We start from the raw sequence: 13172 nt of genomic DNA, 5'->3' as shown, positions 1-13172 counted from the left end.
CGTTCCCATGCTTTGCGTGGGAACGCCTCAATGGACGCTCTGCGTCCGCTTTGGGACGCGGAGCGTCCCAGGCTGCATTCCCACGCAGAGCGTGGGAACGATCAGTAACCGGATCAGGCTTCGGAATTACGGTTCCAGTATTTGAACAGCGGTTCCGCCAGAAACAGCACGAACAACAACCGCATTACCTGCATCGCCGTCACCAATGGCACTGACAGTTGCAGGGTTTCCGCCGTCAGGCTCATCTCGGCGATCCCGCCGGGCATCATGCCCAGCGTCAGTGAGCGCAGGTCGAGCTGGGTCAGCGCACTCAATCCCAACGCCGCCAGTGTCGCGATCAACATGGTCAGTGCCGTGCCGATCAATGTGCGCCCCATGAACGACGGGGCGCGGCGGAAGAACTGCCGGTTGAAGTGGCAACCCAGGCCGCTACCGATCAACCACTGGCCAATCTGACTGCCGCCATTGGGCAAACCGATGTGCAGATCCCAGCCGATGCTCACCGCCGCGCTGACCAGCAGCGGGCCGAACAGCCAAGGGTTAGGTTGACGCAAACGTTGCCAGAGCCAGGCGAGCATGCCGCCCGCCGGAAAAAGAATCGCCAGCCAGCGCCAATCGACGCTGCCGGCGTGTGAAATCGGTGTGCCGTCACCCAGCAGATATTTGAACGCCGCCGGTACACACAATACCACCACCAGCACCCGCAGACTCTGCCCGGCCGCGACATGGCTGAGCAGTGCACCGTTGCGGGCGCCGAGGTTGACCATCTCGCCGGAGCCGCCGGGCACGCTGGAGAAAAACGCTGTGGCGCGATCCTCGCCGGTTCGGCGCATCAGCCACACGCCGACCACCGCCGAAAGGCTGGTGACCAGCGCGCCGAAGAAGATCAGGCCGAAGTGGCTGAGGACCTGCTCCATCACCAGCGGGGTGAAGTGCAGGCCGATACCGATGCCGACGATCCACTGGCCGCACTTGCGGCCGCCAGGGATTTCGGTGAGTTGCCACGGGGTCAGGCAGCGCACCAGGATGATCGCCAGCAACGAGCCGACCATCCACGGCAGCGGCCAGCCGATCTGGCTGGCGATGAAACCGCCAAGCAGACCGACCAGCGGGGTTCCCCACCAGGTTTTGAGGGAGAGCCGATCAGACATCGGCAACGGCGCGTTGCGCGGCCGAGCGTTTGCGCCAGATGCGCAGCAGCGGCATCAGCAACATGATCGCGGTCAGCACCCAGACGCCGAAGGTGATCGGGCTCGACCAGAGAATCTCCAGCGCACCGTTGGAAATCGACAGCGCCCGGCGCAGGTTCTGCTCCATCAGGCCGCCGAGGATGAACCCCAGCAGGACTGGCGACAGCGGGAAGTCCAGTTTGCGCAGGATGTAGCCGAAGATGCCGATGCCGACCATCAGGAACAGGTCGAACGTGGTCGCGTGCACGGCGTAGACGCCGATCCCGGTAATGATCGCGATCACCGGCACCAGTGCCCAGTTCGGCACGGCGAGGATGCGGGTGAAGATGCGGATCATCGGGATGTTCAGGATCACCAGCATGATGTTGGCGATGAACAGCGAAGCGATCAGGCCCCAGACGATGTCCGGCTGTTGCTGGAACAGCAGCGGGCCGGGGGTGATGTTGTACAGCGACAGGGCGCCGATCATCACCGCTGTGGTACCCGAACCCGGAACACCGAGGGTCAGCATCGGTACCAGCGCGCCGCAAGCGGAGGCACCGATGGCGGTTTCCGGCGCAGCGAGACCGCGGGCGTCGCCCTGGCCAAACTTGCCGCTGGCTCCGGCGATGCGTTTCTCGGTCATGTAGGCCACGGCGCTGGCGAGCGTCGCACCGGCACCCGGCAACACGCCCATGATGAAGCCGAGCAGGCCGCAACGGATGTTCACCACGAACACCGACGCCGCTTCCTTGAAGTTGAACATCATCCGCCCGGTGGCTTTCACCGCTTCCTGGCCGCGGTGGGTTTTCTCCAGCAGCAGAAGGATTTCGCTGACCGAGAACAGGCCCAGTACCAGCACCACGAACTGAATGCCGTCAGTCAGGTGAATGTTGTCGCCAGTGAAACGGTACACACCGCTGTTGGCGTCGATGCCGACGCTGGACAGGAACAGACCGATCAACGCCGCGATAAAGGTTTTCACCGGTCGGTCACCGGCCATGCCGCCGAGACAGACAATCGCGAACACCATCAGTACGAAATATTCCGCGGGTCCGAAGGCAATCGCCCATTTCGCCAGCAGCGGCGCGAACAGCACCATGCCACAGGTGGCGATGAAGGCGCCGATGAACGAACTCCACGCCGACAACGACAGCGCCACACCGGCCAGGCCTTTGCGGGCCATCGGGTAACCGTCGAGGGTGGTCATCACGGTGGAGGCTTCGCCCGGAATGTTCAGCAGGATCGAGCTGATCCGGCCGCCGTATTCGCAGCCCAGATAAACCGCCGCCAGCAGGATAAGGGCCGATTCCGGCGGCAGTCCGAGGGCGAACGCGATCGGGATCAGCAGCGCCACACCATTGATCGGGCCCAGGCCCGGCAACAAGCCGACCACGGTGCCGATCAGCGTGCCGGTCAGGGCGGTGACCAGGTTGTACGGACTCAGCGCGACGCCGAAGCCCTGACCCAAATAACCGAGAGTATCCATATCAGTTCTCCAGAACGTCGAGCAGGCCGAGGGGCAGCGGTACGTCCATCACGCGGTCGAACAGCACGTACAGACCGATCGCCATCAGCGTTGTGACGATGACGCTCGGTAACCAGCGCCCGCCATACAGGCGCGCCATCGGAATGCCGATCAGAATGCTGCTGAGAATGAAGCCCAGCGGCTCGAACAAGCCGGCAAACACCAGCAGCAGGGCGACGCAGATCGCGATCTTGGTCAGGGTTTCGCGATCCAGCGGCGGCTCGTCATCGCTGTGTTTGATCGGCGCCGGGCGAAACACCATGTACAGCAGCGCCAGGCTCATCAGACCCAGCATCAACAGAGGGAATGCCCGAGGACCGACCGGTTCGTAGGAAAAAGCCGCCTGATACGGCCACGCCATCAGCGCCAGGCCGGCACAGGCCAGCAACAGCACCGAGGCAAAAATGCGTTGAATAAGCATGAGGGAACTCCTGCCATGGCCCCGCTGAAAGGACCATGGACGCTAGACCGAGACGATCACTGAATCAGGCCGAACTCTTTGGCCAGCACCTTGTAGTCCGCCACTTGCTTCTTGACGTAGGTGTCCAGCTCGGGACCGGTCATGGCGAACGGGAAGAGTTCACGCTGATCGCGCAGCTTGGCGAAGTCTTCCGAGGCCAGCAGTTTGTCGAAGGAGTCTTTCCACCAGGCGTAGTCTTCATCGCTGACTTTTGGCCCGAGGTAGAAACCGCGCACCACCGGCCAGACGATGTCGTAGCCTTGTTCACGCGCGGTAGGAATGTCCTTCATTTCCGGCTCATCCAGGCGTTTTTCGGCAAACACGGCCAGCAGGCGCATGTCGCCGCTCTGGATATGCGGCATGGAGTCGGAGATGTCGGTACTGCCGACCTGAATGTGGCCGCCGAGCAGGGCGGTGGCGATCTCGCCGCCCCCTTCGAGGGCGACGTAGCGCAGATCGCGCGGGTTGATCCCGGCGGCTTTGGCGATCAGCGCAGTCTGCATCCAGTCCTGGCTGCCGACGGTACCGCCGGAGCCGATGACCACGGAGCTCGGATCTTTCTTCAGCGCCTGCACGAGATCATCGAGGGTTTTGTAGGGCGAATCGCTTTTCACCGCGATGGCGCCGTAGCTGGTGCCGACCGCCGCCAGCCAGCGTACGTTGGTTTCATCGAACCGACCGAACTTGCCCTGAGCCAGGTTGAGCAGCGAGCCGCTGGACCACGCCACCAGCGTACCGGCATCGGCGGGACGCTGCGCCACGACGGCGTTGTACGCCACCGCGCCGACACCGCCGGGCATGTAGGTCACGCGCATCGGTTTGGTCAGCAGTTTTTCGTTGACCAGCGCGCTTTGCGCCAGTTTGCAGGTCAGGTCGAAACCGCCGCCGGGGGAGGCGGGGGCAATGCATTCCGGACGTTTCGGTTCGGCCATCAGTTGGCCGGCGAACAGCACGCAACCGGCGGCGAGGGCGAAACGGCGCAGGGATCGGTTCATGAGTGTCTCCAGGGGAGTTGTTGTTTTTGGGGATGTTTCAGGTGCGGCAGTTTCGCGCGCGCAGGCTATCAGGCTCAGACCCGGACGGGTTGAACGCCGCGCAGCCGAGGATGGCGCTGACAAGCGAAAACGGGGAAATTCGAGAGGAAGAATGAAACGGGTCAACCTGAAGCTGTGTCGACAGCATGGTGCAGTACCTCGTTATTGTTCTTATTGGCGAAAACGCATCGTGGCGTTTTTCGAGAGCTACGTTTTGAAGCTACGGTGCAAGTACAGGCAAAACGGCGAAGGTCGGCAGTCGGGACCTTCGGTGAAACGACTCTAACGGCCCAACCTTTCGCTAACCTTTCAGTATTCTTTCGCGTGTTTTCGGGCTTCACAGTGGCGGTTGCGGCTGTAAACTCCGCCGCAAAGAATGGCGCCGACCATCCCTGAATGAGGTAGAGATCCATGCGTGTCCTGCTCGTCGAAGACCATTTGCCGCTGGCCGAAAGCGTTGCCCAGGCGCTCAAGAGCACCGGGCTGACCGTGGACGTCTTGCACGATGGCGTGGCTGCCGACCTGGCTCTGGGCAGCGAGGAGTACGCGGTGGCGATCCTTGATGTCGGCCTGCCACGCATGGACGGTTTTGAAGTGCTGGCGCGCCTGCGGGCCCGGGGCAAGAATCTGCCGGTGCTGATGCTGACCGCTCGTAGCGACGTCAAGGATCGGGTCCACGGGCTCAATCTCGGCGCCGACGATTACCTCGCCAAACCGTTCGAACTCACCGAACTCGAGGCGCGGGTCAAGGCCCTGCTGCGCCGCAGCGTGCTCGGCGGCGAACGCCAGCAGCGTTGTGGTGTGCTGGCCTATGACCTCGACACCCGGCGCTTCACCCTCGGCGATGAATTGCTGACGCTGACCTCCCGCGAACAGGCGGTGCTCGAAGCGCTGATCGCCCGTCCGGGGCGGGTGATGAGCAAGGAACAACTGGCTGCGCAGGTGTTCGGTCTCGACGAAGAGGCCAGCCCCGACGCCATCGAAATCTACGTGCATCGCCTGCGCAAGAAGCTCGACGGCCATTCGGTGGCCATCGTGACCTTCCGCGGCCTGGGCTATCTGCTGGAAAGCCGCGATGCATAAGCCCAGCAGCCTGCGCTGGCGGTTGCTGTGGAACCTCGCGTTGCTGCTGGTGGTGTTGATGCTCGCCAGCGGATTGAGCGCGTACTGGAACGGTCGCGAGGCCGCCGACACCGCCTATGACCGCACGCTGCTGGCCTCGGCGCGGACCATCGCCGCCGGTCTGTCGCAGCGCGATGGCAGTCTCAGTGCCGACGTGCCGTATGTGGCGCTCGATACGTTTGCTTACGACAGCGCGGGTCGTATCTATTACCAGGTCAACGACATCAACCAGAAGTTGATTTCCGGCTATGAAAATCTGCCGGGCCCGCCGCCAGGCACCCCGAGAACCGACAGCTATCCCGCCCTCGCGCGCTTTTACGACGCGAAATATCAGGGGCAGAACGTGCGTGTGGTGAGTCTGCTCAAGGCGGTCAGCGAGCCGAACATGAACGGCATGGCGGAAATCCGCGTCGCCGAAACCGACGAGGCACGCGTCAGCATGGCCCGCAGTCTGGCCGCCGATACCTTGCTGCGGCTGGGCATGCTGGCGATTGGCGCGTTGTTGCTGGTGTGGTTTGCGGTGAGTGCTGCGCTACGGCCGATCGAACGTCTGCGCACGGCAGTGGAAGAGCGCCAACCTGACGACTTGCGTCCGTTGCCGCTGGTGGAAGTCCAGCATGAGTTGTCGCCGCTGGTGCGTGCGCTCAACCATTTCACCGAACGCCTGCGTGGCCAGTTCGAGCGGCAAGCGCAATTCATCGCCGATGCGGCCCATGAACTGCGCACGCCACTGGCGGCACTCAAGGCTCGACTTGAACTGGGCTTGCGCTCGAACGAGCCGCAGACCTGGCGCGACACACTGGAATCCTCGGCGCAAAGCACGGATCGCCTGACCCATCTGGCCAACCAGTTGTTGTCGCTGGCGCGGGTGGAAAACGGCGCCCGGGCGATCGCCGAGGGCGGGGCGCAGTTGCTCGATCTGAGTCAGTTGGCCCGCGAGCTGGGCATGGCCATGGCGCCACTGGCTCACGCTCGTGGCGTGGCGTTGGCGCTGGAAGCGGACGAGCCGGTGTGGCTGCGCGGCGAGCCGACATTGCTCAACGAGTTGCTGAGCAATCTGGTGGACAACGCGCTGGCGCACACGCCGCCGGGTGGCAACGTGATTCTGCGAGTCACGGCGCCGGCGGTGCTGGAGGTTGAAGACGATGGGCCGGGCATTCCGCTGGAAGAGCGGGATCGGGTGTTCGAACGTTTTTACCGGCGTAACCAGCAGGTGGCCGGTTCCGGGCTGGGGTTGGCGATTGTCGGGGAAATCTGCCGCGCGCATCTGGCGCAGATCAGCCTGCACGATGGTGAGCAGGCGGGTTTGAAGGTGCGGGTGAGCTTTATCGCCAGTTGATCAGTAGAACATCGACCGCGATTCTTCCAGATCGGCGCACAGCGCCTTGTTCTCCGGGTCGATGCCGAGCTTGCGGAATGCCGGCACGCTGAACGGATCGATGCGGGCCAGCGGGTGATCGGTGTCCTTGTGGCAATACAGGCTGGCCACTTGCACGATGTCGACGTAATCGATCTGCTGCGATTCGCGCTTGAGGTCCTGATACAGCCCCGGCAGCTCCACCAGGCGCTCCGGAAACTCCCAGACCCGCAGTAATTTGTCGCCGAGCAACGGGTGAATGTGATCGATCACATGGTTGAGGCTGACCGGATCCGACAGCAACTCGTAGTGATCTTCGGCATAGGTCAGGATCGGCAGCACGCCGATCTGATGAACCAGTCCGCCGAGCGCGGCCTGATCGGGCTTGAGCTGGGTATACCGACGGCACAGGGCGTAGCTGACGCCGGCGATTTCCAGGCTTTTGCGCCAGACTTCGCGCATCTTCTGTTCGACCACGTCGGAACGGGCGTGAAAGATCTGCTCCATCACCAGACCGATCGCCAGGTTGCTGCTGTAATTGACGCCGAGCCGGGTGATGGCGGTGTGCAGGTCGGTGACTTCCTGGGTGGCGCGCAGCAGCGGGCTGTTCACCACTTTGATCAGGCGCGCCGACAGCGCCGTGTCGCGGCCGATCACTTTGCTCAGGTCGCTGACGCTGATATCCGGATCTTCAGCGGCCTTGCGAATCTGCAGGGCCACTTCCGGTAACGTTGGCAGAACCAGGTCATCGTTATCGATGGCCTCAACCAAATCCTGTTGGACCTTATCCGCCAGCTCACTCATGTCGTTTCTCTAGGGTGTTGCAACAAATGCTGCGATCAACGCTGGATTTCGCGGTCGCGATCCAGTTCGTATGGCAGGTCGAGCAAGTGCAGCGCCGGACCTTCGGCCGAGCCCAGATGCAAGTCGCCCGCTTCGGCAGCTTCGGCCTGCAACACCGCCAGCAGTTCAATATTCTTTTCGGTACGGGCGGCCAGCACCACTTCGCCGATCGAACTGCCGTGGCTCGGGGCGAACAGCGCGGTGCCGGGCTCCGGCAACTCAGCGGCATCCAGTTTCACGCGATACAGGCGACGTTTGAGTTTGCCCAGGTACTGCATGCGCGCGACGATTTCCTGGCCGGTGTAGCAGCCTTTCTTGAAGCTCACACCGCCGACGGCCTGCAGATTGAGCATCTGCGGGATGAACAGCTCACGGGTGCTCGGCATGACCTGGCCAATACCGGCGCGGATCTGGCCCAGCAGCCATTGATTGAGTTCGGCTTCGGTCAATTGCGCGCACAGCTTGCCTTTGACGGTGTCGGCCTGATCGGCAGGCACCCAGAGTTCGGCACGATTAGGGGAGACGCGAATCGCGATCAGCCCTTCGTGGCGGGCCACGCTGTCTGTTTCTGCCGGCAGTTCCAGACCCAGGCTGCTCAGGGCCGCATCGCCATGATCCAGACCGAAGCGCACCCAGGAGGCGCTTTCGTCGGTCAGTTTCGATTTGGAGAACACGGCGTACTTCTTCAGATCGGCCAGTTGCGGTTCCAGCAGCGCGCCGGCCATCGCCAGCAGCACGCCGTCGCCTTCGAGCACGATGCGGAAACTCGACTGCATCCGGCCTTTCTGTGTGCAGCGGGCACCAAGGCTGGCCTGGGTTTCGCTCAGGTAATTGATGTTGCAGGTCAGCTGGCCTTGCAGGAATTTGCCGGCATCCGCGCCGCGAACCGCGAGAACGCCTTCATGAGACAGGGTGCAGAAAAAAGCAGAATCGGCCATGGGTCATCGCAGGGTAAATAGACTGGGGCACATCATAAGGGGGTGGTGTTGAAATGGGTAGTTCATAAAGGATCGATGGCGCCCGACCAAAGCCGACTGTTCGGCCCGCTTCGGGCCTGTATACTTGCGGCCTATTTGAGGAGGGCTCCATGGTCGAACAAGTTGAACTGAATCGCCTCTTTTGGCACAGCCGTCGCGGCATGCTGGAACTCGACGTGTTGCTGGTGCCGTTCGTGAAAGAGGTCTACGCCAATCTGAACGAGGTGGATCGCGCGCTGTATGTCCGCCTGCTCGAGTGCGAGGATCAGGACATGTTCGGCTGGTTCATGGAGCGCAGCGAATCGGAAGATCCCGAGCTGCAACGCATGGTTCGCATGATTCTGGATCGTGTCCAGCCCAAGTAACACGTTCGAATGCCGCTGGCATGCCTCACGGCAGTTGCTGGCGGCGTATCTGCTGGCCCAGGCATTCGCGCTGGGTACTCTGCTTATATTGTCGATTCCGTTCTGGGCTTCTCTGCTCGGGGTATTCGCGTGTCTCGGTCATGCTGCCTGGGTGTTGCCGCGCCAGATCCTGCTGAGTCATCCCAAGGCATTTTGCCGATTGCGCCGGGACGCCGATGGCTGGCAGTTGTGGAACAAGGCCGATGGCTGGCAGGCGGTGCAATTGCGACCGGACAGCCTGGCGCTGCCATTGATTGTGGTGCTGCGCTTTCGCTTGCGCGGTGAGCGGCGGGTCAGGTCGATCTGTGTGCCCCGAGACTCGCAGGCGGCGGATCTGCACCGACGCCTGCGGGTACGCCTCAAGTTCAGCCGACGTAGGTGGGCGGCACCAGAATAGTGTCAAGTGCTTCGGGCAGCAGGTCTGGGTAGTCGAGTGTGTAATGCAGGCCCCGGCTTTCCTTGCGCTCCATGGCCGAGCGGATCATCAGTTCCGCTACCTGCGCCAGGTTGCGCAGCTCGATCAGGTCGCGACTGACTTTATAGTTGCTGTAGAACTCGACCCTATGAGGCTAAACCCAATGGATACAGGGGTTTCAGCCGATGACCGTCAACCACCGCTCCCAAAGTGGGACAAACCTGTTACAAACTGCGCTCGCCAAGCCGTACCACTATCGCCGGTCTGGTCGCTATTACCTTCGCCTTCGCCCTCAAGGCACTGATACTGGCTTTTTCACGCTTTCGCTCAGAACTACCGACAAGGCCACCGCTATGACCATCTCGAAGGACATCCTCAAGACCCTCAAGGCGTATCACTTCGACAACCCTGAGGCGACTTGGGATGAACTCCGTGAGCGTCTGGTAGACATCGCCGAGTCATCCTTGACGATGGCGCACGGGGATAGCTCATTGGTCGCCTATGAAATGATCCATGATGAGCATCATGAAGCGCTCCGAGAGGCCAGCGCCAAGATGTCTTTGAGCCTGAATCAGCAACGAGCAGTGGGCAAGGCATTGGAGATCATTGAGGCATCTCAGGAGCGCCTGAACGGGAGGCCGGGGAAGCTGGTCGAGATCGTTAGGGGACTTAAAGAAGAGTCTTGTGGCACGTCTGTGGCCCTCCGTCCGTCCCTATCTGTATTATCGTCCGAAGCTTCCAAGCCGCTGACCTTCAAGGCCATCTCTGAGCTTTACATGGACGAGCGCAAGGAACACGTAGAGGCAAGCACCATGCGGGACATAAAGTCTTCTTGTGGCTCTATAGCTGCTGTTCTGGGTGAGCTTGACCTGAAGACCCACGCGCGGGCTGACATGGTGGCTCTGAAGGAAAAGCTCCTTGAGGATCGCTCAGCTTCCACCGTGAAGAAGATACTGACCCGCCTTACAACTGTCATGGATTGGGCTGTGCATAACGGCTACATCGACAAGAGCTTCGATAAGGGTCTAAAGCCTACCAAAGGCGCCGATAGCTCCCGTGAGGCGTTCTCTCAGGATCAAGTAAAGACACTCATGGCCCATACCAAGACTCTTCCTGAAGACTCGTGGCAGCGCTGGGCATTGTCTCTTGGGGTCATCACTGGGACTCGTATTGAGGAACTGAGGCAGCTCACCAAGGCTGATGTTAAGAAGATCCCAGGCACTGACGGTAATGGCATCTGGGTCATCGACATCAATAGGAACGATGGCAAGACAGCCAAGACCAAGAATGCGCTCCGTGTCGTACCGCTGACCGATGGGGCCTATGGGTTTGATCTTCAAGCGTTCCTCAGGTTTGTCGAGAAGGCCGACTCGCAGTTGTTCAAGCTGGGTGCAGGGCAGTTCTCTGCGGTTCTCAATGGCGCTCTCCGAGATGTCCTGAACTTGAATGCTGACCGGACACAGACATTCCACTCACTCCGCCACTCATTGGCAGGCGCATTGAAGGCCGTTGCGACTCAAGTGGAAATCACCGAGGCAATCTTGGGCCACGCTTCGGGATCTATCAGTAACGACCTGTATGGGGCGGGCAGTGCTGTGGAGGTGGGGCGGATGGGTGAGGCCTTGAAGACGGCTTTGCTCGCTTAGATATCACTGTTTCTGAATGACAGAAATCTCGTCTGTCGCCTGAGTGATGCCTGAATGATATCGTTAAGTGATTCATCAAAGGAGGCTTCAAGCGCATGATGCACCTATCTGCTTTAATTTGGCTTAAGGTGTTTCCTTGGGACGCTCTTCAAGTGCGCAATAATTTTGGTTGGGGCGCGTGAATTGGTGGTTGTCAATGTTTGCATTTGGTTCATGTGAGTTACGGCATATAGGATGAGTGAAGATAAATGGGTGTGAATAAGAAGTGTTTGGTTGTTTTGATGGGGGCAATATTTCCACTCCTCGGTTATTCAGCATCTGCGGAGAAAAGTTGGATAGGCCTTGCCACGTCTGACGATGGTACAAAGTGGGAAGCTAAGACCGGTTCGTTTGAATTTTCAAAAAACAAGAGCGGTGTGCCTATCGCGGTAATAGCAGGGAGGATGGTCAGCACGAAGCCAACGAAAATAGATTTGAACAAGTGGTACGTCTCTGCTGGAGACTGCAAAAGTAAAATGGGGAAACTGATAACTTTAAGTGTTAGTGGTGAGTACAAATTTGAAAATGATTTTCTGTTTGAGAGCGGGAATGTAGCCTCAAGTATCGCCAAATTTATTTGCGATGTGGCCGATCAAGCCATAAAAAATGCTGATGGTAAGAGTTTGTAAGCTTCTTTTGAAACGCCTGATTTAACCGGATAGCCCCTGCACCGCTGAGTTGAATAGGCTAATGAAATCTATGATTTACTCGACCCAATACCTCTAATCACCTTAGGAAGGGCTCAAAATTGAACAAAGGATGTTCCGCTTCCAGTCCGTGCTTTTTATTACGCTTCACGCCCTCTCTGGGTCCGCTGCTGCGGAGAGTCAGTTATGGGTAACTACAGACCGCACGGATCGGCACACCTGTCCTGCGATTGAGTGCGGGGTGGCAGGTCGTCTGATGTTTAGGGAAAGCGTCAAGGCTCTCGAGGAAAAAGGTGCGTGGGTGCGGATAACTAAACGATACTCAGCTTCCTGTGTAAATGGAGTTAGTGAGTATGTGAAGGATGGAAATGCAGCCTGTGTAAGCTCAAATGGCATCACAGATGGTAAGTTTGCTGAATGGGTTCAAGCAAAAGATTTGGCTGTGAATCGCCCTGAAGATCCAGCAAATGGAGCAATTGGTGATGATGCGCTTATTAAGGGGTCGGATGATTATAGACTTTACAGAGCGCAATTCTCTCAAGGCGCCCGGAAGCTAATCAATGAAGGCATTTGCAGCGAGAGCGACTTTGAGGAAATGGGTGGGTGGATGTCCTCACCGAATAGAGGGAAGGGAATGTACTTCACTTATTGCGGAGGGATGACCCTTAGCAACAAGGTTTATCTGAACGTGGGGACTGGCGAGACCAGCCGCTGATCTCCTCAAGGGTTTCTCAGGAAAATGCTGCATCTGTCAACCAGAATTTAAAAACCCTCACTATGGCTACCGGGCAACACACCAACGAAAATAAATCGTTGTCCGGCTGACCATTCAGATTCCTACCGGCTCCTTCAAGGTTCCGACCAGAGACCACCGAGTGCCAAGCGCGACCAGATCGCCAACGCTCAACTGTCCCCGGTAAACAGACCTCGTGTCTGGCTCCAGTAGGAAGGAGCGAACATTGAAATTGCTGATCGTTAGTCGGTGCCTCTTGAGGGCATCGCTGGGAAGCCTTGCACGGGATTGGGGCCACCGTGTATTGCTCAATGTTCATGGGGGCCTTTACCCTTAAAGATTCCAAAGATTACTCATTGAGTAGCTCTAATTATTACTATTTAAATAAATCTTTGCTCTTGTCTTAAAGGTCTTCTCAAGTTCTCTCTAAGTTAGGGATTGGTCTGGTGATCATGAGCATCCCATTCTTTCAGTTCGTCTCAAAGGAGGCCTATGCGATTTCACTTCAAACTCGATGGTCTCGATCATCAACATCGTGAAACCTTGTTGTCTATCGAATCGGCAATGACCGGTCGATCCTCTACCGCTTTGTTCGATCTAAAAGCTCTCGATGTTTTCACGAACAGGCCCCCTGAGAAAACCAATGAGTTCGTCTCGGGTAAGTTGGGAACATTCCTAATGAATTCCCTTGAGGCTCTTATGGCTGCTACTGGTCTCGACCTGATCGCTCTTTACGGAGCAGTGAAGGGTGTTCCCGTTATCCTCAAAGCTCGTCCCATAGCAGTCCAGCAATAACCC

At 59.0% G+C, this 13172-nt stretch carries 14 protein-coding genes and 1 pseudogene; 8 read left to right on the top strand and 7 right to left on the bottom strand.

The window, feature by feature from the left end; translation table 11 throughout:
• Nucleotides 1-113 precede the first annotated feature (113 nt).
• The 4 genes from ACTJK7_RS08970 to ACTJK7_RS08955 are packed head-to-tail and all read right to left on the bottom strand — an operon-like array spanning nt 114 to nt 4152.
• A complete protein-coding gene (locus tag ACTJK7_RS08970; RefSeq protein WP_108560020.1) occupies nt 114-1151 on the bottom strand; it encodes an AbrB family transcriptional regulator in 1038 nt (345 codons plus the stop codon).
• Nucleotides 1144-2658: a tripartite tricarboxylate transporter permease gene (locus ACTJK7_RS08965; RefSeq protein ID WP_011332894.1), complete on the bottom strand. Its 1515-nt coding sequence runs from the start codon at nt 2656-2658 to the stop codon at nt 1144-1146. The genes ACTJK7_RS08970 and ACTJK7_RS08965 overlap by 8 nt, the downstream gene beginning before the upstream one ends.
• A gap of 1 nt (nt 2659) precedes the next feature.
• Nucleotides 2660-3118, bottom strand: a complete 459-nt coding sequence (locus ACTJK7_RS08960; RefSeq protein ID WP_011332895.1) for a tripartite tricarboxylate transporter TctB family protein — start codon at nt 3116-3118, stop codon at nt 2660-2662.
• A 56-nt stretch (nt 3119-3174) separates the two neighbouring features.
• Entirely contained in the window at nt 3175-4152 is a 978-nt protein-coding gene (locus tag ACTJK7_RS08955) for a Bug family tripartite tricarboxylate transporter substrate binding protein (RefSeq protein ID WP_011332896.1), read from the bottom strand.
• Nucleotides 4153-4602: 450 nt separating this feature from the next.
• Here ACTJK7_RS08955 and ACTJK7_RS08950 point away from each other — a divergent pair, with 450 nt between their 5' ends.
• Together ACTJK7_RS08950 and ACTJK7_RS08945 are read left to right on the top strand one after the other, a co-directional pair.
• Nucleotides 4603-5274 carry a response regulator gene (locus tag ACTJK7_RS08950; RefSeq protein WP_007957980.1) on the top strand — a complete coding sequence of 224 codons (672 nt, stop codon included), beginning with the start codon at nt 4603-4605 and terminating at the stop codon, nt 5272-5274.
• Complete coding sequence (locus tag ACTJK7_RS08945; RefSeq protein ID WP_064383088.1) at nt 5267-6652, top strand: sensor histidine kinase; 1386 nt, start codon at nt 5267-5269, stop codon at nt 6650-6652. Before ACTJK7_RS08950 ends, ACTJK7_RS08945 begins: the two co-directional genes overlap by 8 nt.
• On the opposite strand, the gene ACTJK7_RS08940 is transcribed toward ACTJK7_RS08945, so the two are convergent.
• A complete protein-coding gene (locus ACTJK7_RS08940) occupies nt 6653-7474 on the bottom strand; it encodes an HDOD domain-containing protein (RefSeq protein ID WP_039772686.1) in 822 nt (273 codons plus the stop codon).
• 35 nt (nt 7475-7509) lie between these two features.
• Nucleotides 7510-8451, bottom strand: coding sequence for a CAF17-like 4Fe-4S cluster assembly/insertion protein YgfZ (gene ygfZ, locus ACTJK7_RS08935; RefSeq protein ID WP_011332899.1), 942 nt, complete (start codon nt 8449-8451; stop codon nt 7510-7512).
• Between the two features lie 149 nt (nt 8452-8600).
• Between ygfZ and ACTJK7_RS08930 the strand changes: the two genes are divergently transcribed.
• Together ACTJK7_RS08930 and ACTJK7_RS08925 are read left to right on the top strand one after the other, a co-directional pair.
• Nucleotides 8601-8855, top strand: a complete 255-nt coding sequence (locus tag ACTJK7_RS08930) for an FAD assembly factor SdhE (protein ID WP_007957989.1) — start codon at nt 8601-8603, stop codon at nt 8853-8855.
• Complete coding sequence (locus ACTJK7_RS08925; RefSeq protein WP_440780631.1) at nt 8839-9291, top strand: protein YgfX; 453 nt, start codon at nt 8839-8841, stop codon at nt 9289-9291. The genes ACTJK7_RS08930 and ACTJK7_RS08925 overlap by 17 nt, the downstream gene beginning before the upstream one ends.
• Here the strand turns inward: ACTJK7_RS08925 and ACTJK7_RS08920 are convergent.
• Nucleotides 9260-9451: pseudogene (locus ACTJK7_RS08920) on the bottom strand (L-aspartate oxidase); the annotation flags it as partial. The gene ACTJK7_RS08925 and the pseudogene ACTJK7_RS08920 overlap by 32 nt on opposite strands.
• Nucleotides 9452-9494: 43 nt before the next feature.
• Here ACTJK7_RS08920 and ACTJK7_RS08915 point away from each other — a divergent pair.
• The 4 genes from ACTJK7_RS08915 to ACTJK7_RS08900 all read left to right on the top strand — a co-directional run bounded on the left by ACTJK7_RS08915 (nt 9495) and on the right by ACTJK7_RS08900 (nt 13169).
• Nucleotides 9495-10955 (top strand): tyrosine-type recombinase/integrase, encoded by a 1461-nt coding sequence (locus ACTJK7_RS08915; RefSeq protein WP_440780629.1) that lies wholly within the window; start codon nt 9495-9497, stop codon nt 10953-10955.
• 248 nt (nt 10956-11203) lie between these two features.
• Nucleotides 11204-11623: a hypothetical protein gene (locus tag ACTJK7_RS08910; RefSeq protein WP_085605541.1), complete on the top strand. Its 420-nt coding sequence runs from the start codon at nt 11204-11206 to the stop codon at nt 11621-11623.
• Nucleotides 11624-11882: 259 nt separating this feature from the next.
• Complete coding sequence (locus ACTJK7_RS08905) at nt 11883-12356, top strand: hypothetical protein (RefSeq protein ID WP_159085202.1); 474 nt, start codon at nt 11883-11885, stop codon at nt 12354-12356.
• 510 nt (nt 12357-12866) lie between these two features.
• Nucleotides 12867-13169, top strand: coding sequence for a hypothetical protein (locus ACTJK7_RS08900; protein ID WP_108560030.1), 303 nt, complete (start codon nt 12867-12869; stop codon nt 13167-13169).
• The last annotated feature ends 3 nt before the right edge of the window (nt 13170-13172 follow it).

It is taken from the genome of Pseudomonas sp. 22085 (genome assembly GCF_052045815.1).
GTDB classification, from domain to species: Bacteria; Pseudomonadota; Gammaproteobacteria; order Pseudomonadales; family Pseudomonadaceae; genus Aquipseudomonas; species Aquipseudomonas glycinae.
This window is presented reverse-complemented; position numbering and strand designations above follow the sequence as displayed.